The sequence below is a fragment of the Escherichia sp. MOD1-EC7003 genome, from assembly GCF_002965065.1.
Classification (GTDB): domain Bacteria; phylum Pseudomonadota; class Gammaproteobacteria; order Enterobacterales; family Enterobacteriaceae; genus Escherichia.
Genome location: NZ_PTRE01000024.1, coordinates 13,964 through 36,869, shown reverse-complemented (window position 1 = coordinate 36,869; position 22,906 = coordinate 13,964). Strand labels below are relative to the sequence as shown.

Annotated in this window: 21 protein-coding genes; 17 read left to right on the top strand and 4 right to left on the bottom strand. The window is 51.9% G+C overall.

All coding sequences use genetic code 11. From position 1 onward, the window contains the following. Nucleotides 1–72 precede the first annotated feature (72 nt). Nucleotides 73–657, top strand: a complete 585-nt coding sequence (locus tag A7090_RS03655) for a hypothetical protein (RefSeq protein ID WP_105273071.1) — start codon at nucleotides 73–75, stop codon at nucleotides 655–657. A gap of 43 nt (nucleotides 658–700) precedes the next feature. On the opposite strand, the gene ilvY is transcribed toward A7090_RS03655, so the two are convergent. Then, nucleotides 701–1,591 (bottom strand): HTH-type transcriptional activator IlvY, encoded by an 891-nt coding sequence (gene ilvY, locus A7090_RS03650; protein WP_105273070.1) that lies wholly within the window; start codon nucleotides 1,589–1,591, stop codon nucleotides 701–703. Nucleotides 1,592–1,740: 149 nt separating this feature from the next. Between ilvY and ilvC the strand changes: the two genes are divergently transcribed. Beyond that, on the top strand, nucleotides 1,741–3,216 hold the full coding sequence (ilvC, locus tag A7090_RS03645; protein WP_105273069.1) for a ketol-acid reductoisomerase: 1,476 nt from the start codon (nucleotides 1,741–1,743) through the stop codon (nucleotides 3,214–3,216). Between the two features lie 45 nt (nucleotides 3,217–3,261). On the opposite strand, the gene ppiC is transcribed toward ilvC, so the two are convergent. Beyond that, nucleotides 3,262–3,543 (bottom strand): peptidylprolyl isomerase PpiC, encoded by a 282-nt coding sequence (gene ppiC / locus A7090_RS03640; protein WP_105273068.1) that lies wholly within the window; start codon nucleotides 3,541–3,543, stop codon nucleotides 3,262–3,264. An 86-nt stretch (nucleotides 3,544–3,629) separates the two neighbouring features. Here ppiC and rep point away from each other — a divergent pair, with 86 nt between their 5' ends. After that, on the top strand, nucleotides 3,630–5,651 hold the full coding sequence (gene rep / locus A7090_RS03635; protein ID WP_105273067.1) for a DNA helicase Rep: 2,022 nt from the start codon (nucleotides 3,630–3,632) through the stop codon (nucleotides 5,649–5,651). Nucleotides 5,652–5,697: 46 nt separating this feature from the next. Here rep and gppA read toward each other — a convergent pair whose 3' ends face one another. Both gppA and rhlB read right to left on the bottom strand, forming a co-directional pair. Beyond that, nucleotides 5,698–7,182, bottom strand: coding sequence for a guanosine-5'-triphosphate,3'-diphosphate diphosphatase (gene gppA / locus A7090_RS03630; RefSeq protein ID WP_105273066.1), 1,485 nt, complete (start codon nucleotides 7,180–7,182; stop codon nucleotides 5,698–5,700). Nucleotides 7,183–7,317: 135 nt separating this feature from the next. After that, the gene (rhlB, locus tag A7090_RS03620; RefSeq protein WP_105273064.1) at nucleotides 7,318–8,583 is read right to left on the bottom strand and encodes an ATP-dependent RNA helicase RhlB; all 1,266 of its coding nucleotides are present in this window, start codon (nucleotides 8,581–8,583) and stop codon (nucleotides 7,318–7,320) included. A 130-nt stretch (nucleotides 8,584–8,713) separates the two neighbouring features. Between rhlB and trxA the strand changes: the two genes are divergently transcribed. The 14 genes from trxA (at nucleotide 8,714) to wzyE (ending at nucleotide 22,905) form a co-directional block, all read left to right on the top strand. After that, nucleotides 8,714–9,043 (top strand): thioredoxin TrxA, encoded by a 330-nt coding sequence (gene trxA, locus A7090_RS03615; protein ID WP_105273063.1) that lies wholly within the window; start codon nucleotides 8,714–8,716, stop codon nucleotides 9,041–9,043. 139 nt (nucleotides 9,044–9,182) lie between these two features. Then, nucleotides 9,183–9,290: a rho operon leader peptide RhoL gene (gene rhoL, locus A7090_RS03610; protein ID WP_105273062.1), complete on the top strand. Its 108-nt coding sequence runs from the start codon at nucleotides 9,183–9,185 to the stop codon at nucleotides 9,288–9,290. 78 nt (nucleotides 9,291–9,368) lie between these two features. Then, a complete protein-coding gene (rho, locus tag A7090_RS03605; protein ID WP_001517407.1) occupies nucleotides 9,369–10,628 on the top strand; it encodes a transcription termination factor Rho in 1,260 nt (419 codons plus the stop codon). 239 nt (nucleotides 10,629–10,867) lie between these two features. Then, complete coding sequence (wecA, locus tag A7090_RS03600) at nucleotides 10,868–11,971, top strand: UDP-N-acetylglucosamine--undecaprenyl-phosphate N-acetylglucosaminephosphotransferase (RefSeq protein WP_001050960.1); 1,104 nt, start codon at nucleotides 10,868–10,870, stop codon at nucleotides 11,969–11,971. A gap of 11 nt (nucleotides 11,972–11,982) precedes the next feature. Then, the gene (wzzE, locus tag A7090_RS03595) at nucleotides 11,983–13,029 is read left to right on the top strand and encodes an ECA polysaccharide chain length modulation protein (RefSeq protein WP_105273061.1); all 1,047 of its coding nucleotides are present in this window, start codon (nucleotides 11,983–11,985) and stop codon (nucleotides 13,027–13,029) included. A 55-nt stretch (nucleotides 13,030–13,084) separates the two neighbouring features. Further along, on the top strand, nucleotides 13,085–14,215 hold the full coding sequence (gene wecB / locus A7090_RS03590; protein WP_105273060.1) for a non-hydrolyzing UDP-N-acetylglucosamine 2-epimerase: 1,131 nt from the start codon (nucleotides 13,085–13,087) through the stop codon (nucleotides 14,213–14,215). Further along, complete coding sequence (gene wecC / locus A7090_RS03585; RefSeq protein ID WP_105273059.1) at nucleotides 14,212–15,474, top strand: UDP-N-acetyl-D-mannosamine dehydrogenase; 1,263 nt, start codon at nucleotides 14,212–14,214, stop codon at nucleotides 15,472–15,474. Before wecB ends, wecC begins: the two co-directional genes overlap by 4 nt. Further along, nucleotides 15,474–16,541, top strand: coding sequence for a dTDP-glucose 4,6-dehydratase (rffG, locus tag A7090_RS03580; RefSeq protein ID WP_105273058.1), 1,068 nt, complete (start codon nucleotides 15,474–15,476; stop codon nucleotides 16,539–16,541). Before wecC ends, rffG begins: the two co-directional genes overlap by 1 nt. Before the next feature lie 18 nt (nucleotides 16,542–16,559). Beyond that, nucleotides 16,560–17,441 carry a glucose-1-phosphate thymidylyltransferase RfbA gene (rfbA, locus tag A7090_RS03575; protein WP_105273057.1) on the top strand — a complete coding sequence of 294 codons (882 nt, stop codon included), beginning with the start codon at nucleotides 16,560–16,562 and terminating at the stop codon, nucleotides 17,439–17,441. After that, a complete protein-coding gene (gene rffC, locus A7090_RS03570; RefSeq protein WP_105273056.1) occupies nucleotides 17,419–18,093 on the top strand; it encodes a dTDP-4-amino-4,6-dideoxy-D-galactose acyltransferase in 675 nt (224 codons plus the stop codon). Before rfbA ends, rffC begins: the two co-directional genes overlap by 23 nt. Nucleotides 18,094–18,097: 4 nt before the next feature. After that, nucleotides 18,098–19,228, top strand: a complete 1,131-nt coding sequence (rffA, locus tag A7090_RS03565; protein ID WP_105273055.1) for a dTDP-4-amino-4,6-dideoxygalactose transaminase — start codon at nucleotides 18,098–18,100, stop codon at nucleotides 19,226–19,228. Between the two features lies 1 nt (nucleotide 19,229). Next, nucleotides 19,230–20,480, top strand: a complete 1,251-nt coding sequence (wzxE, locus tag A7090_RS03560; protein ID WP_105273054.1) for a lipid III flippase WzxE — start codon at nucleotides 19,230–19,232, stop codon at nucleotides 20,478–20,480. Then, the gene (rffT, locus tag A7090_RS03555) at nucleotides 20,477–21,556 is read left to right on the top strand and encodes a TDP-N-acetylfucosamine:lipid II N-acetylfucosaminyltransferase (RefSeq protein WP_105273053.1); all 1,080 of its coding nucleotides are present in this window, start codon (nucleotides 20,477–20,479) and stop codon (nucleotides 21,554–21,556) included. Before wzxE ends, rffT begins: the two co-directional genes overlap by 4 nt. Continuing rightward, entirely contained in the window at nucleotides 21,553–22,905 is a 1,353-nt protein-coding gene (wzyE, locus tag A7090_RS03550) for an ECA oligosaccharide polymerase (RefSeq protein ID WP_105273052.1), read from the top strand. The genes rffT and wzyE overlap by 4 nt, the downstream gene beginning before the upstream one ends. Nucleotide 22,906 lies beyond the last annotated feature (1 nt).

Genomic DNA, 22,906 nt, shown 5'->3' with positions numbered 1-22,906 from the left:
GGTGACCGCCTGAGCGATCACCTTTAATACAGTGGCAGTTACACAGAATTACTGACAGGCTCCGGTGCTTTTTTGGGGAGTGCGTTACTGCTTTTTGCCCTGACACTGTTCTTTAAGCGATTTTTTCCTGCCTGCCTTTGTTTTTTCTGGTTATTGATATCCACAATTCTATTTATTACTTCTGACTCTCAGTATTATGCGGGTAGAGATTTTCCTGCGGCGCGTAGCGTCACAGTTCATGGAACTATTGTTGATCGCGGTTATGATCGTTATTATCATCGCGGTCATATTAGTAAGAAATATTTTTACGGTGTGGTTTATTATTATGATAAACAGGGTAATAAATATCCAATTGAATTGCCTGCTAGTTCTGCCGGTAGTTATCGTTTTTCCTCTGATGCTATTGTGATGTACGATGTCGATCATCCGCAAAAAGCCAGACTTATCAGTCTGAATGGTAAACCTCAGTATATATATACACAAACCGGGGAAGGAATTGGTTCGTGGGCAAAACTTTGCCTGGCTTTGGGATTGGTTACGTTATTTTCAATAGCGCAAAAACTCGATAAAAAATCCTCTGAGCCGCTTATGAAAGAATATGATCAATATGGTTATCAGAGAAAATACTCCCGGAGGAAACGTCACGCTAAACGATAAAATATTTACCGGGGAATGAAACAGTAGCATCTTTGTTTTGCCCTCATGAATTTGGCAAAATCTTCCAGAACGCCTCAATTAGCGGTTCATGCAGCCGTTTTTTCTGCACGCAGACGCCCAGCTCAAACGGTGTTTTTTCATCGCTGCGCTCCAGAATCATCACCCGATTACGCACCGGCTCCGGGCTGTTTTCCAGCACCACTTCTGGCAACAGTGCCACACCGCAGCCGAGCGCGACCATCGAAACCATCGCTTCATGCCCGCCGACGGTCGCATAAATTAAAGGATTGCTGATTTTATGACGACGAAACCACAGCTCAATGCGTCGACGCACCGGCCCCTGATCGGCCATGATAAACGGCACCGTTGACCAGTCTGGTTTGTCGACCGACACCTGATTACGCACCGGGCAGGGCAGGGCCGGGGCGATCAGTACTACTGCCAGATTTTCCAGAATGGTAAAGGCCACCGCACCGGGTAAGGTCTCAGGCTTCCCGGCAATCGCCAGGTCTGCTTCGCCGGTGACGACTTTCTCCATCGCGTCGGCCGCATCGCCGGTAGTGAGTTTGATCTCCACGGAAGGATGCTCGGCACGGAAACGGTCGAGGATCGGTGGCAGGTGGCTGTAGGCGGCGGTGACGGAGCAGAACAGGTGCAGTTCACCGGAAAGCGAGGGTCCTTTCTGATCCATCGTGTGACGTAACTGCTGATACTGCAACAGCGTCTGCTGGGCAAAAACGCGCAGTTCCTCGCCCGCTTCGGTCAGCGTGACCGTGCGGTTATCACGCACAAATAGCGCCTGCCCGAGGTCCTCTTCCAGACGCTGAATCTGCCGGGAGAGCGTGGAAGGGCTGACGTGCATTGCCCTGGCGCTACGGCCAAAATGGCGACTTTCTGCCAGATGTAAAAAGGTTTTCAGATCGCGTAAATCCACCGATTTCACCTCTCGGTTTTACATTGCAGAAATTGCAATATGACGTTGTGAATATATCAATTTTCGCAATAAATTTCCTGTCATATAGTGAATTCAATCTCGCAAACGCGAACCGAACAATAAGAAGCACAACATCATGAGGAATCACCATGGCTAACTACTTCAATACACTGAACCTGCGCCAGCAGCTGGCACAGCTGGGTAAATGTCGCTTTATGGGGCGCGACGAATTCGCCGATGGCGCGAGCTACCTTCAGGGTAAAAAAGTGGTCATCGTCGGCTGTGGCGCACAGGGTCTGAACCAGGGCCTGAACATGCGTGACTCCGGGCTGGATATCTCCTACGCCCTGCGTAAAGAAGCAATCGCTGAGAAGCGCGCCTCCTGGCGTAAAGCGACCGAAAACGGTTTTAAAGTCGGCACTTACGAAGAACTGATCCCGCAGGCAGATTTGGTGATTAACCTGACGCCGGACAAGCAGCACTCTGACGTGGTGCGCTCCGTACAGCCGCTGATGAAAGACGGCGCGGCGCTGGGCTACTCTCACGGTTTCAACATCGTGGAAGTGGGCGAGCAGATCCGCAAAGACATTACCGTGGTGATGGTGGCGCCGAAATGTCCAGGCACTGAAGTGCGTGAAGAGTACAAACGCGGCTTCGGCGTGCCAACGCTGATTGCCGTTCATCCGGAAAACGATCCGCAAGGTGAAGGCATGGCGATTGCCAAAGCGTGGGCTGCGGCGACCGGCGGTCATCGTGCGGGCGTTCTGGAATCCTCTTTCGTTGCGGAAGTTAAATCTGACCTGATGGGCGAGCAGACCATCCTGTGCGGTATGTTACAGGCTGGATCTCTGCTGTGCTTCGACAAGCTGGTGGAAGAAGGCACCGACCCGGCATACGCCGAAAAACTGATTCAGTTCGGTTGGGAAACTATCACCGAAGCGCTGAAGCAGGGCGGTATCACCCTGATGATGGACAGGCTCTCTAACCCGGCGAAACTGCGAGCTTACGCGCTGTCTGAACAACTGAAAGCGATCATGGCACCGCTGTTCCAGAAGCATATGGACGATATCATCTCCGGCGAATTCTCCTCCGGCATGATGGCGGACTGGGCCAACGACGACAAGAAACTGCTGACCTGGCGTGAAGAGACCGGCAAAACCGCGTTCGAAACCGCGCCGCAGTACGAAGGTAAAATTGGTGAACAGGAGTACTTCGATAAAGGCGTGCTGATGATCGCGATGGTAAAAGCGGGCGTTGAGCTGGCATTCGAAACCATGGTTGATTCCGGCATCATCGAAGAGTCCGCTTACTACGAATCACTGCACGAGTTGCCGCTGATCGCCAACACCATCGCCCGTAAGCGTCTGTATGAAATGAACGTGGTGATCTCCGATACCGCCGAGTACGGTAACTATCTGTTCTCTTACGCTTGTGTGCCGCTGCTGAAACCGTTTATGGCAGAGCTGCAACCGGGCGACCTGGGCAAAGCTATTCCGGAAGGTGCGGTAGATAACGCACAACTGCGTGATGTAAATGAAGCCATTCGCAGTCATGCTATTGAGCAGGTAGGTAAGAAACTGCGCGGCTATATGACTGATATGAAACGCATCGCGGTCGCAGGTTAATAGCGATTCAGAGTTCAAGGCCTTCTCCCGGAGAAGGCCTTGCTGTTAGTTACGGTACAACACCTTAATGATGTGGTAACCGAACTGGGTATGCAGAGGGCCGGTTGGCTCCAGTACCGGACAAGAGAAAACCACTTTATCGAACGCCGGAACCATCTGACCCTGGCGAAATTCCCCTAAATCACCGCCGCGTTTGCCTGACGGGCAAATGGAATGTTTCTTCGCCAGCTTGCCGAAATCGGCGCCCTTTTTAATCTGCTCGAGAAGATCCAGAGCCAGTTTCTCTTCTTTTACAAGGATATGCAGTGCTGCTGCTGTTTTTGCCATGATCGTGCCTTGAGTGGTAAGGATGAGGCTGGCTATACTACCACGCTGTTATTATCCCCTCCCGACTTTCATTGAGCGATTTTCCTATGCGTCTAAACCCCGGCCAACAACAAGCTGTCGAATTCGTTACCGGCCCCTGCCTGGTGCTGGCGGGCGCGGGTTCCGGTAAAACTCGTGTTATCACCAATAAAATCGCCCATCTGATCCGCGGTTGCGGTTATCAGGCACGACATATCGCGGCGGTGACCTTTACCAATAAGGCGGCGCGTGAGATGAAAGAGCGTGTCGGGCAGACGCTGGGGCGCAAAGAGGCGCGCGGGCTGATGATCTCCACCTTCCACACATTAGGGCTGGATATCATCAAACGTGAGTATGCGGCATTGGGAATGAAAGCGAACTTTTCGCTGTTTGACGATACCGATCAACTGGCGTTGCTCAAAGAACTGACTGAGGGGCTGATTGAAGATGACAAAGTTCTCCTGCAACAGTTGATTTCGACCATCTCCAACTGGAAGAACGATCTCAAAACACCGGCGCAGGCGGCGGCAGAGGCAAAGGGCGAGCGGGATCGCATTTTTGCCCATTGTTATGGGCTGTATGATGCACACCTGAAAGCCTGTAACGTTCTCGACTTCGATGACCTGATTTTATTGCCGACGTTGCTGCTGCAACGCAATGAAGAAGTCCGCGAGCGCTGGCAGAACAAAATTCGCTACCTGCTGGTGGATGAGTATCAGGACACCAACACCAGCCAGTATGAGCTGGTGAAACTGCTGGTGGGCAGCCGCGCACGCTTTACCGTGGTGGGTGATGATGACCAGTCGATCTACTCCTGGCGCGGCGCACGTCCGCAAAACCTGGTGTTATTGAGCCAGGATTTCCCGGCGTTGAAGGTGATTAAACTCGAACAGAACTACCGTTCTTCCGGGCGTATTCTGAAAGCGGCGAACATTCTTATCGCCAATAACCCACACGTCTTTGAAAAGCGTCTGTTCTCCGAACTGGGTTACGGCACAGAGCTAAAGGTTTTAAGCGCAAATAACGAGGAACATGAAGCCGAGCGCGTCACCGGTGAACTTATTGCGCATCATTTCGTTAATAAAACGCAGTACAAAGATTACGCCATTCTTTATCGCGGTAACCATCAGTCGCGGGTGTTTGAAAAATTCCTGATGCAAAACCGCATCCCGTACAAAATTTCGGGTGGTACGTCGTTTTTCTCTCGCCCGGAAATCAAGGATTTGCTGGCTTATCTGCGTGTGCTGACTAACCCGGACGATGACAGTGCGTTCCTGCGAATTGTTAATACGCCGAAGCGAGAGATTGGCCCGGCGACGCTGAAAAAGCTGGGTGAGTGGGCGATGACGCGCAATAAAAGCATGTTTACCGCAAGCTTTGATATGGGCCTGAGTCAGACGCTTAGCGGACGTGGTTATGAAGCATTGACCCGCTTCACTCACTGGTTGGCAGAAATCCAGCGTCTGGTGGAGCGGGAGCCGATTGCTGCGGTACGCGATCTGATCCACGGCATGGATTATGAATCCTGGTTATACGAAACGTCACCCAGCCCGAAAGCTGCCGAAATGCGCATGAAGAACGTTAACCAACTGTTTAGCTGGATGACGGAGATGCTGGAAGGCAGCGAACTGGATGAGCCGATGACGCTCACCCAGGTGGTGACGCGCTTTACTCTGCGCGACATGATGGAGCGGGGGGAAAGCGAGGAAGAGCTGGATCAGGTACAACTGATGACTCTCCACGCGTCAAAAGGACTGGAGTTCCCTTATGTCTACATGGTCGGTATGGAAGAAGGTTTTTTGCCGCACCAGAGTAGCATCGATGAAGATAATATTGATGAGGAGCGGCGACTGGCCTATGTCGGCATTACCCGCGCCCAGAAGGAATTGACCTTTACGCTGTGTAAAGAGCGCCGTCAGTACGGCGAACTGGTGCGCCCGGAGCCAAGCCGCTTCCTGCTGGAGCTGCCGCAGGATGATCTGATTTGGGAACAGGAGCGCAAAGTGGTCAGCGCCGAAGAACGGATGCAGAAAGGGCAAAGTCATCTGGCGAATCTGAAAGCGATGATGGCAGCAAAACGAGGAAAATAATCAAGGCCGGAAAAGATGCGTCAGCATCGCATCCGGCACTTACTCATTAATGCACTTCCAGCGGCCAGTGGACGTAGCTCTGCCACTGGCGTTCCTGATCAATAATCTCTTTACCTAGCGGATGTTGGGTTAGCCAACCTTGCGGAAGCGTCAAGGTCAACAGTTCATGGTTAGCCTGTAATGTTATCTCTGGCACGAGATCGTCACGACGACGGCTGGCAAAAATGATGGCCAGGCGTAGTAAACGGCAGAGTTGTTCTGCAACGCGCGGTGGTACGGCATTTTGCTGATGTAGCGATGAGAGATCGACCGGGTTAGTCTGGTTGAGCAGTAGCGTCGCCAGCAGTTTTTTCTGTGCAGGTGTAAAACCAGGAAGATCCAGATTACGCACCAGATAAGCAGCATGTTGCGGCGCTTGTTTGAAATCAACGCTCAGGCCAATTTCATGAAGCTGACAGGCACTGATTAGCAAATCGCGGCTAATCGCTTCAAGATACCATTCATTTTCCACCTGTTCGAAGAAGTTAGCCGCGACTCTGGCTACGCGCTGTGCCTGATCAATATCGATCATAAAGCGGCGCTGAATATTACGCAGCGTACGGCTGCGAATATCCTGCTCGACGACCAGATGCAACATGCCGTAGACCAGCCCTTCACGCAGAGCACCGCCCGCCAGGGTCATACACTGAATATTCAGTTCGGTAAAAATGGCTATCAGGATCGCCAGACCACTCGGGAACACTAACGCACGTTCCAGTGCCAGCCCGTCGATCTCCAGCTCCTCCAGCCGACCGCAATGAATGGCACGCTGTTTCAGTTGCTGCAACTTTTCCAGGGTAATGCGTTCATCCATCCCCTGTGCCATCATGATTTCTTGTAACGCCTGCACGGTGCCGGAAGCGCCAACGCACACTTTCCAGCCGTGATACCGCAATTCATCGGCAACCGGACGTAACACTTCACGTGCCGCTTTTTCTGCAGCATCAAAATTTTCCTGCCCCAGATTACGATCGGCAAAATAGCGTTCCAGCCAGGTGACGCAGCCCATCGACAGGCTGAACAGAGAGGTGGTTTGTGCACCCGTGCCGGTTACCAGTTCAGTACTGGCGCCTCCGATATCTACCACCAGGCGCTGATCGGCACCGCCAGTGGTGTGGGCAACGCCTTGATAAATCAGGCGTGCTTCCTCTTCACCGCTGATCACCTGTACCGGACAACCGAGGATTTCCTGGGCTTTGGCAATAAAATCACCGGCATTGACGGCAAGGCGTAATGTCGCCGTAGCGACAACGCGAATTTGCGAGGGAGGGATATCTTGCAGACGTTCAGCAAACAGGCGCAGACATTGCCAACCGCGCTCCATTGCTTCATCAGACAGGGCATTTTCGCTGTTCAGGCCAGCAGCCAGACGCACTTTGCGTTTAATTCGCGTCAGCGTCTGGATGCTTCCAGCCACCTCGCGCACAACCAGCATATGAAAACTATTTGAACCGAGATCAATGGCTGCATACAGCGACGAGGTGGAACCCATACTCTTCATCCTTCAATCTGTCTCTGCGTTGGCTGCGTTCTTTCACCTGAATCACTTACTACAGTAAGTTCATCGGGATCCACTCTCTTACCATCTTGATACAGTTTGAATGATTTTGAGTATGACATTTTTTATTTAACCTGAACGACGACGATTACGTGGAGCGCCAGTACGACGCGGACCATTGCCTGCGCGCGGGCGCGTGAGGCGCAGCGGTTTTGGCAGATCGGTCATCAATGCGTCCGGATTGTATTTGCTTACCGGAATTGAGTGACCAATATAGGTCTCAATAGCAGGCAAATTCAATGCATACTCTTCACACGCCAGGCTGATAGAGTGGCCGCTGGCGCCTGCACGACCTGTACGACCAATACGGTGAACGTAATCTTCACAGTCATCGGGTAAATCGTAGTTAAAGACGTGCGTCACAGCAGGGATGTGCAAACCACGCGCGGCAACGTCGGTGGCAACCAGAATATCCAGATCGCCACGGGTAAATTCATCAAGAATACGTAGACGTTTTTTCTGCGCGACATCGCCTGTCAACAAACCAACACGATGACCATCTGCCGCCAGGTGGCCCCAGATATCTTCACAACGATGTTTGGTGTTGGCGAAAATAATCGTTCTGTCTGGCCACTCTTCTTCGATCAGCGTTTGCAGTAAACGCATTTTTTCTTCGTTAGAAGGGTAGAAAAGCTCTTCTTTAATACGGTGGCCCGTTTTCTGTTCCGGTTCCACTTCAATATATTCGGCATTGTTCATCTGCTCGAACGCCAGTTCACGTACCCGGTACGAAAGCGTGGCAGAGAACAGCATGTTGAGGCGCTGGTTTGCAGGCGGCATACGGCGGAACAGCCAGCGGATATCTTTAATAAAGCCCAGATCGTACATGCGATCGGCTTCGTCCAGTACCACCACCTGAATGGCACCGAGGTCAATGTGGTTTTGCTTGGCGTAGTCAATTAAACGCCCCGTGGTGCCAATCAGAATGTCAACGCCGCTTTCCAGCACTTTCAACTGTTTGTCGTAACCGTCGCCGCCGTAAGCCAGACCCAACTTCAGGCCGGTAGCTTGCGCCAGTGGCTCCGCGTCGGCGTGGATCTGCACGGCAAGTTCACGCGTCGGTGCCATAATTAAGGCACGTGGCTGATTCACCTTGCGATCGGCAATCGCGGGATGAGAGAGAAGATAATGAAACGTTGACGTAAGAAACGCCATCGTTTTTCCGGTACCTGTTTGCGCCTGCCCGGCTACGTCACGACCCGCCAGCGTCAGCGGAAGGGCCAGTGCCTGAATGGGTGTACAGTTATAAAACCCTTTTTTTTCAAGGGCTTCTACAACCTTCGGATGCAGGGCGAAGTCGGAAAACTTCTGTTCTGTTAAATGTGTTTTGCTCATAGTGTGATAGAATATCAGCTTACTATTGCTTTACGAAAGCGTATCCGGTGAAATAAAGTCAACCTTTAGTTGGTTAATGTTACACCAACAACGAAACCAACACGCCAGGCTTATTCCTGTGGAGTTATATATGAGCGATAAAATTATTCACCTGACTGACGACAGTTTTGACACGGATGTACTCAAAGCGGACGGGGCGATCCTCGTTGATTTCTGGGCAGAGTGGTGCGGTCCGTGCAAAATGATCGCCCCGATTCTGGATGAAATCGCTGACGAATATCAGGGCAAACTGACCATTGCAAAACTGAACATCGATCAAAACCCTGGCACTGCGCCGAAATATGGTATCCGTGGTATCCCGACTCTGCTGTTGTTCAAAAACGGTGAAGTGGCGGCAACCAAAGTGGGCGCGCTGTCTAAAGGTCAGTTGAAAGAGTTCCTCGACGCTAATCTGGCGTAAGGGAATTTCATGTTCGGGTGCCCCGTCGCTAAAAACTGGACGCCCGGCGTGAGTCATGCTAACTTAGTGTTGACTTCGTATTAAACATACCTTATTAAGTTTGAATCTTGTAATTTCCAACGCTTCCCATTTATCTTAAATGCGAAGTGAACAGATTTCTGGCTCGTCACTCAATCCGTCTTGTCGTTTCAGTTCTGCGTACTCTCCTGTGACCAGACAGCGAAAAGACATGAGTCGATGGCCGTAAACAGGCATGGATGATCCTGCCATACCATTCACAACATTAAGTTCGAGATTTACCCCAAGTTTAAGAACTCACACCACTATGAATCTTACCGAATTAAAGAATACGCCGGTTTCTGAGCTGATCACTCTCGGCGAAAATATGGGGCTGGAAAACCTGGCTCGTATGCGTAAGCAGGACATTATTTTTGCCATCCTGAAGCAGCACGCAAAGAGTGGCGAAGATATCTTTGGTGATGGCGTACTGGAGATATTGCAGGATGGATTTGGTTTCCTCCGTTCCGCTGACAGCTCCTACCTTGCCGGTCCTGATGACATCTACGTTTCCCCTAGCCAAATCCGCCGTTTCAACCTCCGCACTGGTGATACCATCTCTGGTAAGATTCGCCCGCCGAAAGAAGGTGAACGCTATTTTGCGCTGCTGAAAGTTAACGAAGTTAACTTTGACAAACCTGAAAACGCCCGCAACAAAATCCTCTTTGAGAACTTAACCCCGCTGCACGCTAACTCTCGTCTGCGTATGGAACGTGGTAACGGTTCTACTGAAGATTTAACTGCTCGCGTACTGGATCTGGCATCACCTATCGGTCGTGGTCAGCGTGGTCTGATTGTGGCACCGCCGAAAGCCGGTAAAACCATGCTGCTGCAAAATATCGCCCAGAGCATTGCGTATAACCATCCTGACTGCGTGCTGATGGTTCTGCTGATTGACGAACGTCCGGAAGAAGTGACCGAGATGCAGCGTCTGGTAAAAGGTGAAGTTGTTGCTTCCACCTTTGACGAACCGGCATCTCGCCACGTTCAGGTTGCGGAAATGGTAATCGAGAAGGCGAAACGCCTGGTTGAGCACAAGAAAGACGTTATCATTCTGCTCGACTCCATCACCCGTCTGGCGCGCGCCTACAACACCGTTGTTCCGGCGTCTGGTAAAGTGCTGACCGGTGGTGTGGATGCCAACGCCCTCCATCGTCCGAAACGCTTCTTCGGTGCGGCGCGTAACGTAGAAGAGGGCGGCAGCCTGACCATCATCGCTACCGCGCTTATTGATACCGGTTCCAAGATGGACGAAGTTATCTACGAAGAGTTTAAAGGTACAGGCAACATGGAACTGCACCTCTCTCGTAAGATCGCTGAAAAACGCGTCTTCCCGGCTATCGACTACAACCGTTCCGGTACCCGTAAAGAAGAGCTGCTCACGACTCAGGAAGAACTGCAGAAAATGTGGATCCTGCGCAAAATCATTCACCCAATGGGCGAAATCGATGCAATGGAGTTCCTCATTAATAAACTGGCAATGACCAAGACCAATGATGATTTCTTCGATATGATGAAACGCTCATAAATTTGTCTTATGCCAAAAACGCCACGTGTTTACGTGGCGTTTTGCTTTTATATCTGTAATCTTAATGCCGCGCTGGCAATGTTAGGAAAATTCCTGGGATTTGCTCGTGTGTTATGCAATTTGCATATCAAATGATTGATTTTTGCACAGGACTGGTGGGTTCGGAACGGACTTTCCCTTCTGAATAAAGGTCTTCGTGGTTATACTTCTGCTAATAATTTTCTCTGAGAGCATGCATTGTGAATTTACTGACAGTGAGTACTGATCTCATTAGTATTTTTTTATTCACGACTCTGTTTCTGTTTTTTGCCCGTAAGGTCGCAAAAAAAGTCGGTTTAGTGGATAAACCAAACTTCCGCAAACGTCACCAGGGATTGATACCTCTCGTTGGAGGGATTTCGGTTTACGCAGGGATTTGCTTCACGTTCGGAATTGTCGATTACTATATTCCGCATGCCTCTCTCTATCTTGCTTGTGCCGGTGTGCTTGTTTTCATTGGCGCGCTGGATGATCGTTTTGATATCAGCGTAAAAATCCGTGCCACCATACAGGCAGCTGTCGGCATTGTTATGATGGTGTTCGGTAAACTTTATCTCAGTAGCCTGGGTTATATCTTTGGCTCCTGGGAGATGGTGCTCGGACCGTTTGGTTACTTCCTCACGCTATTTGCCGTCTGGGCGGCCATTAATGCGTTTAACATGGTTGATGGCATTGATGGCTTGCTGGGCGGGTTGTCCTGCGTCTCGTTTGCAGCAATCGGTATGATTTTGTGGTTCGACGGGCAAACCAGCCTCGCAATCTGGTGCTTTGCGATGATCGCCGCCATCCTGCCATACATCATGCTTAACCTTGGTATCCTGGGGCGCCGCTACAAAGTCTTTATGGGTGATGCGGGCAGTACGCTAATTGGTTTTACCGTTATCTGGATCCTGCTGGAAACGACCCAGGGAAAAACGCACCCAATAAGCCCGGTTACCGCATTATGGATTATCGCCATTCCGCTAATGGATATGGTGGCGATTATGTACCGTCGCCTGCGTAAAGGTATGAGCCCGTTCTCTCCTGACCGCCAGCATATCCACCATTTGATCATGCGTGCCGGATTTACTTCCCGCCAGGCGTTTGTGCTGATTACCCTTGCCGCAGCACTGCTCGCCTCCATTGGCGTGCTGGCAGAATATTCTCATTTTGTCCCTGAGTGGGTCATGCTGGTGCTCTTTTTGTTAGCATTCTTCCTCTATGGATATTGCATTAAGCGTGCCTGGAAAGTTGCTCGCTTTATTAAACGCGTAAAACGCAGACTGCGTAGAAATCGTGGTGGCAGCCCCAATTTAACCAAATAAATGAGGATGTGATGACACAACCAATGCCTGGGAAACTGGCCGAAGATGCTGAAAATGAACTGGATATTCGTGGGTTGTTTCGTACCTTGTGGGCAGGGAAGCTATGGATTATTGGCATGGGGCTGGCGTTTGCGTTAATCGCGCTGGCGTATACTTTTTTTGCTCGTCAGGAGTGGAGCTCGACGGCGATTACCGATCGTCCAACAGTGAATATGTTGGGCGGATATTACTCGCAGCAGCAATTTTTGCGTAACCTGGACGTCCGTTCAAACATGGCTTCTGTCGACCAACCATCGGTCATGGACGAAGCCTATAAAGAGTTTGTTATGCAACTGGCCTCGTGGGATACCCGCCGCGATTTCTGGTTGCAGACAGATTATTACAAACAGCGGATGGTCGGGAACAGTAAAGCCGATGCGGCGTTGCTGGATGAAATGATAAACAACATCGTGTTTATTCCCGGTGACTTCACTCGCGCGGTCAACGACAGCGTTAAGCTGATTGCCGAAACCGCGCCTGACGCTAATAACCTGTTACGTCAGTATGTTGCTTTTGCCAGCCAGCGTGCAGCCAGCCATCTGAATGATGAGCTGAAAGGTGCATGGGCGGCGCGCACCATCCAGATGAAAGCTCAGGTGAAGCGTCAGGAAGAGGTGGCGAAAGCCATCTACGACCGCCGGATGAACAGTATTGAACAGGCGCTGAAAATTGCGGAGCAGCATAATATTTCGCGCAGCGCGACAGATGTGCCTGCCGAGGAACTGCCTGATTCTGAAATGTTCCTGCTTGGGCGTCCAATGCTCCAGGCGCGACTGGAAAATTTACAAGCCGTCGGTCCGGCCTTTGATCTCGACTATGATCAGAATCGGGCCATGTTAAACACCCTGAATGTTGGTCCAACTCTGGATCCGCGTTTTCAGACCTATCGCTATTTGCGTACGCCGGAAGAACCGGTAAAACGCGATAGCCCACGTCGTGCCTTTCTGATGATTATGTGGGGCATTGTCGGGGGGCTGATCGGGGCTGGTGTCGCATTAACCCGCCGTTGCTCGAAATAGCAACACTGCTGCGGTGAGCGCAAAGGCGCTCGCCGCTTATTCGAAGAGAATCGATGTGAAAGTACTGACTGTATTTGGTACGCGCCCGGAAGCCATCAAGATGGCGCCATTGGTGCATGCGTTGGCAAAAGATCCTTTTTTTGAGGCTAAAGTTTGCGTCACTGCGCAACATCGGGAGATGCTCGATCAGGTGCTGAAACTCTTTTCCATTGTACCTGACTACGATCTCAACATAATGCAGCCAGGACAGGGTCTGACTGAGATAACCTGTCGGATTCTGGAAGGGCTAAAACCTATTCTTGCCGAATTCAAACCAGACGTTGTGCTGGTTCACGGCGATACTACTACGACGTTGGCAACCAGCCTGGCAGCGTTTTATCAGCGTATTCCTGTTGGTCATGTTGAGGCTGGTCTGCGCACGGGCGATCTCTATTCGCCGTGGCCGGAAGAGGCTAACCGTGCATTGACCGGGCATCTGGCGATGTATCACTTCTCTCCAACCGAAACTTCCCGGCAAAACTTGCTGCGTGAAAACGTTGCGGACAGCCGAATCTTCATTACCGGTAATACAGTTATTGATGCATTGTTATGGGTGCGTGACCAGGTGATGAGCAGCGATACGCTGCGTTCAGAACTGGCGGCAAATTACCCGTTTATCGACCCCAATAAAAAGATGATTCTGGTGACCGGTCACAGGCGTGAGAGTTTTGGTCGTGGCTTTGAGGAAATCTGCCATGCGCTGGCTGACATCGCCACCACGCACCAGGACATCCAGATTGTCTATCCGGTGCATCTCAACCCGAACGTCAGAGAGCCGGTCAATCGCATTCTGGGGCACGTGAAAAATGTCATTCTGATCGAGCCCCAGGAGTATTTACCGTTTGTCTGGCTGATGAACCACGCCTGGCTGATTTTGACCGACTCAGGTGGCATTCAGGAAGAAGCGCCTTCGCTGGGGAAACCGGTGCTGGTGATGCGCGATACCACTGAGCGTCCGGAAGCGGTGACGGCGGGTACGGTGCGTCTGGTAGGCACGGATACGCAGCGAATTGTCGAGGAAGTGACGCGTCTTTTAAAAGACGAAAATGAATATCAAGCTATGAGCCGCGCCCATAACCCGTATGGTGATGGTCAGGCATGCTCTCGCATTTTGGAAGCGTTAAAAAATAATCGGATATCACTATGAGTTTTGCGACCATTTCTGTTATCGGGCTGGGTTACATCGGGCTGCCTACAGCAGCTGCGTTTGCCTCACGGCAAAAACAGGTGATTGGTGTCGATATCAACCAACAAGCCGTTGATACCATCAATCGTGGCGAAATCCATATCGTCGAACCTGATTTGGCGAGCGTAGTAAAAACTGCCGTAGAAGGTGGTTTTTTACGAGCGAGCACGACGCCGGTTGAAGCGGATGCCTGGCTGATTGCTGTACCCACGCCGTTTAAAGGCGATCATGAGCCAGATATGGCCTACGTTGAATCGGCTGCTCGCTCCATTGCGCCAGTGCTGAAAAAAGGCGCGTTGGTGATCCTTGAATCCACCTCGCCGGTGGGGGCAACCGAGAAGATGGCAGAATGGTTAGCAGAGATGCGTCCGGACCTGACTTTCCCACAGCAGGTGGGTGAGCAGGCAGACGTGAATATTGCTTACTGCCCGGAACGCGTATTACCGGGACAGGTAATGGTCGAGCTGATTAAAAACGATCGCGTGATTGGCGGTATGACGCCGGTTTGTTCGGCCCGCGCCAGTGAGCTTTACGGAATCTTCCTCGAAGGTGAGTGTGTCGTCACTAACTCGCGGACGGCAGAAATGTGTAAGCTCACCGAAAACAGCTTCCGCGATGTGAATATCGCTTTTGCTAATGAATTGTCGCTGATTTGTGCCGATCAGGGAATTAACGTCTGGGAACTGATTCGCCTGGCGAATCGCCACCCGCGCGTCAATATTCTTCAGCCTGGTCCTGGCGTGGGCGGTCACTGCATCGCGGTTGATCCGTGGTTTATCGTGGCACAGAACCCGCAGCAGGCGCGACTGATCCGTACCGCGCGCGAAGTAAACGATCACAAACCGTTCTGGGTTATCGATCAGGTAAAAGCGGCAGTTGCCGACTGTCTGTCGGCGACCAATAAACGCGCCAGTGAACTGAAAATCGCCTGCTTTGGTCTGGCGTTTAAACCGAATATTGATGACCTGCGCGAAAGCCCGGCGATGGAAATCGCTGAACTGATCGCCCGGTGGCACAGCGGCGAAACGTTGGTTGTTGAGCCTAACATCCACCAGTTGCCGAAAAAACTGACCGGGATTTGTACTCTGGCGCAGCTTGACGACGCGCTGGCGATGGCTGATGTGCTGGTGATGCTGGTCGATCACAACCAGTTCAAAGCCATCAGTGGCGATAATGTCCAGCAGCAGTATGTGGTGGATGCCAAAGGAGTCTGGCGCTGATGAGAAAGATTCTGGTGACAGGCGGTGCCGGGTTTATTGGCTCGGCGCTGGTGCGTTATATCATCAACGAAACGAGTGATGCGGTGGTGGTGGTCGATAAGCTGACCTACGCCGGAAACCTGATGTCGCTGGCACCGGTCGCGCAAAGCGATCGCTTTGCCTTTGAGAAAGTTGATATCTGCGATCGGGAAGAGATGGCACGCGTTTTCACCTGGCATCAGCCAGACTGTGTCATGCATCTGGCAGCCGAAAGCCATGTTGACCGTTCTATTGACGGTCCGGCAGCGTTTATCGAAACCAATATTGTTGGGACTTACACACTGCTTGAAGCGGCGCGGACTTACTGGAATGCGCTGGCAGAAGATAAAAAATCAGCGTTCCGTTTTCATCATATCTCCACCGACGAAGTATACGGTGACCTGCACTCGACGGATGATTTCTTTACCGAAACAACGCCGTATGCGCCAAGCAGCCCTTATTCCGCGTCAAAAGCCAGCAGCGACCATCTGGTGCGCGCCTGGCTGCGGACCTACGGTCTGCCGACGCTTATTACCAATTGCTCAAATAACTACGGCCCTTACCACTTTCCGGAAAAACTGATCCCGCTGATGATCCTCAATGCGCTGGCGGGTAAACCGCTGCCGGTATATGGCAACGGGCAGCAAATCCGTGACTGGCTGTATGTTGAAGATCACGCCCGCGCGTTGTATTGCGTGGCGACCACCGGGAAAGTTGGCGAAACCTATAATATTGGTGGTCACAACGAGCGTAAGAATCTCGACGTTGTGGAAACCATTTGCGAGCTGCTGGAAGAACTGGCCCCGAACAAGCCGCACGGCGTGGCGCACTATCGTGATCTGATCACCTTTGTCGCTGACCGTCCGGGGCATGATCTGCGCTATGCCATTGATGCTTCGAAAATTGCCCGTGAACTTGGCTGGCTGCCGCAGGAAACCTTTGAAAGTGGAATGCGTAAAACGGTGCAGTGGTATCTGGCTAATGAAAGCTGGTGGAAGCAGGTGCAGGATGGCAGCTATCAGGGCGAGCGTTTAGGTCTGAAAGGCTAATTTTCAGCGGAGGCAAACATGAAAGGTATTATCCTGGCGGGCGGTTCTGGTACCCGATTGCATCCGATTACGCGCGGCGTATCGAAGCAACTGTTGCCGATTTACGATAAGCCAATGATTTACTATCCGCTGTCGGTGCTGATGCTGGCCGGTATCCGCGAAATTCTCATCATCACTACGCCGGAAGATAAAGGTTATTTCCAGCGCCTGCTGGGCGATGGTAGTGAGTTCGGTATCCAACTGGAATATGCCGAACAGCCCAGCCCGGACGGGCTGGCGCAGGCCTTTATCATCGGTGAAACCTTCCTTAACGGTGAACCTTCTTGTCTGGTGCTGGGCGATAACATCTTCTTCGGTCAGGGCTTCAGTCCGAAGCTGCGTCATGTTGCGGCGCGCACGGAAGGGGCGACGGTATTTGGTTATCAGGTAATGGATCCGGAACGCTTTGGCGTGGTGGAGTTTGACGACAATTTCCGCGCTATCTCGCTGGAAGAAAAGCCAAAACAGCCGAAATCAAACTGGGCGGTGACCGGGCTTTATTTCTACGACAGTAAAGTCGTGGAGTACGCAAAGCAGGTGAAGCCGTCGGAGCGTGGTGAACTGGAGATTACCTCCATCAACCAGATGTACCTTGAGGCGGGCAACCTGACCGTTGAGCTGCTTGGGCGCGGATTTGCCTGGCTGGACACCGGCACACATGACAGCCTGATTGAAGCCAGCACCTTTGTACAGACGGTGGAAAAACGCCAGGGCTTTAAAATTGCCTGCCTGGAAGAGATTGCCTGGCGTAATGGCTGGCTTGATGACGAAGGCCTGAAGCGTGCCGCCAGTTCATTAGCGAAAACTGGCTACGGCCAATATCTGCTGGAGTTACTCCGTGCCCGTCCGCGCCAGTATTGAGCCACTAACCTGGGAAAACACCTTCTTTGGTGTTAACAGCGCCATTGTGCGCATTAGTCCTGATGCGCCACTCCTGACGCCAGAGGTGTTAGCGCCGTGGTCACGGGTGCAGGCCAAAATTGCAGCATCAAATACTGGCGAACTGGATGCCCTGCAACAGCTGGGATTCTGCCTGGTAGAGGGTGAAGTTGATTTGGCCCTATCCGTGAACAATGTCAGTGATAGCGGCGCAGAAGTGGCTCAAGAGACCGATATTCCCGCATTACGTCAGTTAGCCAGCGACGCATTTGCGCAAAGTCGTTTTCGTGCGCCGTGGTATGCGCCCGACGCCAGCGGTCGCTTTTATGCGCAGTGGATTGAAAATGCCGTGCGCGGCACCTTTGATCATCAATGTCTGGTTTTACGTTCGGCGTCCGACGATATTCGCGGCTATGTCTCTTTACGGGAACTCAATGCGACAGATGCGCGAATTGGCCTGCTGGCTGGACGCGGTGCAGGTGCTGAGCTGATGCAAACGGCGCTAAACTGGGCGTATGCTCGCGGTAAAACAACGTTGCGGGTGGCGACCCAGATGGGCAACACCGCCGCACTTAAACGATACATACAAAGTGGTGCGAATGTAGAAAGCACCGCGTACTGGTTATACAGGTGATCACATGATTCCATTTAACGCACCGCCGGTGGTGGGAAGCGAACTCGACTATATACAGTCGGCCATGGGGAGCGGCAAACTGTGCGGCGATGGCGGTTTTACCCGTCGCTGCCAGCAGTGGCTGGAGCAACGTTTTGGCAGCGCCAAAGTGTTACTGACGCCGTCCTGCACCGCTTCGCTGGAGATGGCGGCGCTGCTGCTCGATATCCAGCCTGGTGATGAAGTGATCATGCCGAGCTACACCTTTGTCTCCACCGCCAATGCCTTTGTGCTGCGTGGCGCAAAAATCGTTTTTGTTGATGTTCGTCCGGACACCATGAATATCGACGAAACGCTGATTGAAGCGGCGATCACCGACAAAACGCGCGTTATCGTGCCGGTCCATTACGCGGGCGTAGCCTGCGAAATGGACACCATTATGGCGTTGGCGAAAAAGCATAATCTGTTTGTGGTAGAAGATGCCGCTCAGGGCGTGATGTCCACTTACAAAGGGCGTGCACTGGGAACCATTGGTCATATTGGCTGCTTTAGCTTCCATGAAACCAAAAACTACACGGCGGGTGGTGAAGGCGGCGCGACGCTGATTAACGATAAAGCGTTAATCGAACGAGCCGAGATCATCCGTGAAAAGGGCACCAACCGCAGCCAGTTCTTCCGTGGTCAGGTCGATAAATATACCTGGCGCGATATTGGCTCCAGCTATTTGATGTCCGATCTGCAAGCTGCGTACCTGTGGGCGCAACTGGAAGCAGCGGATCGTATCAACCAGCAACGTCTGACGCTGTGGCAAAACTACTACGATGCGTTAGCACCTCTGGCAAAAGCCGGGCGTATCGAGCTGCCGTCGATTCCCGATGGCTGTAAGCAGAACGCGCACATGTTCTACATTAAACTGCGGGATATCGATGACCGGAGCGCGTTGATTAACTTTCTGAAAGAAGCGGAAATTATGGCGGTTTTCCATTACATTCCGCTGCACGGCTGCCCTGCGGGGGAACGCTTTGGTGAGTTCCACGGTGAAGATCGCTACACCACCAAAGAGAGCGAGCGCCTGCTGCGCCTGCCGCTGTTCTACAACCTGTCGCCCGTCAATCAGCGTACGGTAATTGCGACCTTGTTGAACTACTTCTCCTGATATGTCGTTGGCAAAAGCGTCCTTGTGGACGGCGGCCAGTACACTGGTCAAGATTGGGGCCGGGTTGCTGGTCGGTAAGTTGCTGGCGGTATCATTTGGTCCGGCAGGGCTAGGGTTGGCGGCAAATTTCCGTCAGTTGATTACCGTGCTTGGCGTGCTTGCCGGGGCAGGTATCTTTAACGGCGTAACCAAATACGTTGCCCAGTACCATGATAATCCGCAGCAGCTACGTCGCGTGGTCGGAACGTCATCAGCCATGGTGCTTGGCTTCTCTACGCTGATGGCGCTGATTTTTGTGCTGGCGGCTACGCCAATCAGTCAGGGATTGTTTGGTAATACCGACTATCAGGGGCTGGTGCGTTTAGTGGCGCTGGTGCAAATGGGGATCGCCTGGGGCAACCTGTTGCTGGCGTTGATGAAAGGCTTTCGCGATGCCGCAGGTAATGCGTTATCGCTGATTGTCGGCAGCGTGATTGGCGTTCTCGCGTACTACGTCAGTTACCGTTTGGGCGGTTATGAAGGGGCGTTGCTGGGTCTGGCGCTGATTCCCGCGCTGGTGGTAATTCCTGCCGCCATCATGTTGATCAAACGTGGTGTCATCCCGTTAAGTTATCTGAAACCCAGCTGGGATAACGGTCTGGCAGGGCAGTTGAGCAAATTTACGCTCATGGCGTTGATTACGTCGGTGACCTTGCCCGTTGCTTACATCATGATGCGTAAACTGTTGGCGGCGCAGTATAGCTGGGATGAAGTGGGGATCTGGCAAGGGGTGAGTAGTATTTCCGATGCCTATCTGCAATTTATTACGGCATCGTTTAGCGTCTATTTACTGCCCACGTTGTCGCGGCTAACGGAAAAACGCGATATCACCCGGGAAGTGGTTAAATCGCTGAAATTCGTTTTACCGGCAGTGGCAGCGGCGAGTTTTACTGTCTGGTTGCTGCGTGATTTTGCTATCTGGCTGTTGTTGTCGAATAAATTTACCGCTATGCGCGATCTCTTTGCCTGGCAGTTGGTAGGGGATGTGTTAAAAGTGGGCGCTTATGTCTTTGGTTATCTGGTGATCGCCAAAGCGTCACTGCGGTTTTATATTCTGGCAGAAGTCAGCCAGTTCACTTTATTGATGGTATTTGCCCACTGGCTAATCCCTGCGCATGGCGCACTGGGTGCGGCGCAGGCATATATGGCAACGTATATCGTCTATTTTTCTCTTTGTTGTGGCGTGTTTTTACTCTGGCGTAGGCGGGCATGACTGTACTGATTCACGTACTGGGATCGGATATTCCTCACCATAACCAAACCGTTTTGCGGTTTTTCAACGACGCACTGACCGCGACGAGCGAACATGCGCGCGAGTTTATGGTTGTTGGCAAGGACGAGGGCTTAAGTGATAGCTGTCCGACGCTTTCTGTGCAATTTTTCCCTGGGAAAAAATCGCTGGCAGAAGCGGTCATCGCGAAAGCAAAAGCTAACCGTCAGCAGCGATTTTTCTTCCACGGTCAGTTCAATCCCAAACTGTGGCTGGCTCTGCTGAGTGGTGGTATTAAGCCCAGCCAATTTTACTGGCATATCTGGGGGGCAGACCTGTATGAGCTTTCCAGTGGCTTGGGATATAAACTTTTTTATCCGCTGCGTCGCCTGGCGCAAAAGCGAGTCGGCTGTGTATTTGCCACCCGCGGTGATTTGAGCTTTTTTGCCAAAACGCATCCAAAGGTGCGGGGCGAACTGCTGTACTTCCCGACGCGGATGGACCCTTCTCTTAATTCGATGGCGAACGATCGGCAACGTGAAGGGAAAATGACCATTCTGGTGGGAAACTCCGGCGATCGTAGCAATGAACATATTACCGCTTTACGCGCCGTTCACCAGCAATTTGGCGATACGGTAAAAGTCGTGGTGCCGATGGGATATCCACCCAATAACGATGCATATATCAATGAGGTTCGCCAGGCGGGGTTGGCGTTATTCAGCGAAGAAAATCTGCAAGTTCTGAGCGAAAAACTGCAATTTGACGCCTATCTGGCGCTACTTCGTCAGTGCGATCTCGGTTACTTTATTTTTGCCCGCCAGCAGGGCATTGGTACGCTGTGCTTACTGATTCAGGCGGGTATTCCTTGTGTGCTTAACCGGGAAAATCCGTTCTGGCAGGATATGACAGAGCAGCATTTGCCGGTGCTGTTTACCACAGACGATCTCAACGAGGATATTGTGCGTGAAGCGCAGCGCCAGCTGGCGTCGGTGGATAAAAACACCATTGCCTTCTTTAGCCCTAACTATCTGCAAGGCTGGCTGCGGGCGTTGGCTATTGCCGCCGGGGAGGTCGCATGAGTCAGCTGCAATTCAGTGGCCTGTTTGTTGTCTGGCTGCTCTGTACGCTGTTTATCGCCACGCTGACCTGGTTTGAGTTTCGCCGTGTGCGCTTTAACTTCAATGTCTTCTTTTCATTGCTGTTTTTGCTCACCTTTTTCTTCGGCTTCCCGCTGACCAGCGTGCTGGTGTTTCGCTTTGATGTAGGTGTCGCACCGCCAGAAATCTTGTTGCAAGCGTTGCTTTCTGCGGGCTGCTTCTATGCGGTTTACTACGTCACCTACAAAACCCGCTTACGCAAACGCGTTGCTGATGTACCGCGCCGTCCACTGTTTACCATGAACCGCGTGGAGACCAATCTCACGTGGGTGATCCTGATGGGCATTGCGCTGGTAAGCGTCGGCATCTTCTTCATGCACAACGGCTTTTTGCTGTTCCGGCTTAACTCCTACAGCCAGATCTTTTCCAGCGAAGTCTCCGGCGTGGCGTTAAAGCGCTTCTTTTACTTTTTTATCCCGGCGATGCTGGTGGTCTACTTTTTGCGCCAGAACAGCAAAGCGTGGCTGTTTTTCCTCGTCAGCACGGTCGCCTTTGGCTTGTTGACTTACATGATTGTCGGCGGCACTCGCGCCAATATCATTATCGCATTCGCTATCTTCCTGTTTATTGGCATTATTCGCGGCTGGATTTCGTTGTGGATGCTGGCGGCGGCGGGCGTGCTGGGGATTGTTGGCATGTTCTGGCTGGCGCTAAAACGCTATGGAATGAACGTTAGCGGCGATGAGGCGTTCTACACGTTTCTCTATCTGACCCGCGACACCTTCTCGCCGTGGGAGAATCTGGCGTTGCTGTTGCAAAACTACGACAACATCGACTTTCAGGGACTGGCGCCAATTGTCCGCGATTTCTATGTCTTTATCCCTTCCTGGCTGTGGCCGGGTCGCCCGAGTATGGTGCTAAACTCTGCCAACTACTTTACCTGGGAAGTACTGAATAACCACTCCGGTCTGGCGATCTCGCCTACGCTTATTGGTTCACTGGTGGTGATGGGGGGCGCGCTGTTTATTCCTTTGGGGGCGATTGTGGTTGGTCTGATCATTAAATGGTTCGACTGGCTGTATGAACTGGGCAACCGCGAAACCAATCGTTATAAGGCCGCGATATTGCACAGTTTTTGCTTCGGGGCGATCTTCAATATGATCGTGCTGGCGCGTGAAGGGCTGGATTCGTTTGTCTCACGCGTAGTCTTTTTTATCGTGGTCTTCGGCGCATGTCTGATGATCGCAAAACTGTTGTACTGGCTTTTTGAAAGCGCCGGACTCATTCATAAACGTACAAAATCATCGCTCCGGACGCAGGTTGAAGGATAAC

Coding starts and splice junctions, on each gene's coding strand:
- ilvC (WP_105273069.1), top strand. CDS start 1,741: ATGGCTAACTACTTCAATACACTGAACCTGCGCCAGCAGCTGGCACAG.
- ppiC (WP_105273068.1), bottom strand. CDS start 3,543: ATGGCAAAAACAGCAGCAGCACTGCATATCCTTGTAAAAGAAGAGAAA.
- rep (WP_105273067.1), top strand. CDS start 3,630: ATGCGTCTAAACCCCGGCCAACAACAAGCTGTCGAATTCGTTACCGGC.
- gppA (WP_105273066.1), bottom strand. CDS start 7,182: ATGGGTTCCACCTCGTCGCTGTATGCAGCCATTGATCTCGGTTCAAAT.
- rhlB (WP_105273064.1), bottom strand. CDS start 8,583: ATGAGCAAAACACATTTAACAGAACAGAAGTTTTCCGACTTCGCCCTG.
- trxA (WP_105273063.1), top strand. CDS start 8,714: ATGAGCGATAAAATTATTCACCTGACTGACGACAGTTTTGACACGGAT.
- rhoL (WP_105273062.1), top strand. CDS start 9,183: ATGCGAAGTGAACAGATTTCTGGCTCGTCACTCAATCCGTCTTGTCGT.
- rho (WP_001517407.1), top strand. CDS start 9,369: ATGAATCTTACCGAATTAAAGAATACGCCGGTTTCTGAGCTGATCACT.
- wzzE (WP_105273061.1), top strand. CDS start 11,983: ATGACACAACCAATGCCTGGGAAACTGGCCGAAGATGCTGAAAATGAA.
- wecC (WP_105273059.1), top strand. CDS start 14,212: ATGAGTTTTGCGACCATTTCTGTTATCGGGCTGGGTTACATCGGGCTG.
- rffG (WP_105273058.1), top strand. CDS start 15,474: ATGAGAAAGATTCTGGTGACAGGCGGTGCCGGGTTTATTGGCTCGGCG.
- rfbA (WP_105273057.1), top strand. CDS start 16,560: ATGAAAGGTATTATCCTGGCGGGCGGTTCTGGTACCCGATTGCATCCG.
- rffA (WP_105273055.1), top strand. CDS start 18,098: ATGATTCCATTTAACGCACCGCCGGTGGTGGGAAGCGAACTCGACTAT.
- wzxE (WP_105273054.1), top strand. CDS start 19,230: ATGTCGTTGGCAAAAGCGTCCTTGTGGACGGCGGCCAGTACACTGGTC.
- rffT (WP_105273053.1), top strand. CDS start 20,477: ATGACTGTACTGATTCACGTACTGGGATCGGATATTCCTCACCATAAC.
- wzyE (WP_105273052.1), top strand. CDS start 21,553: ATGAGTCAGCTGCAATTCAGTGGCCTGTTTGTTGTCTGGCTGCTCTGT.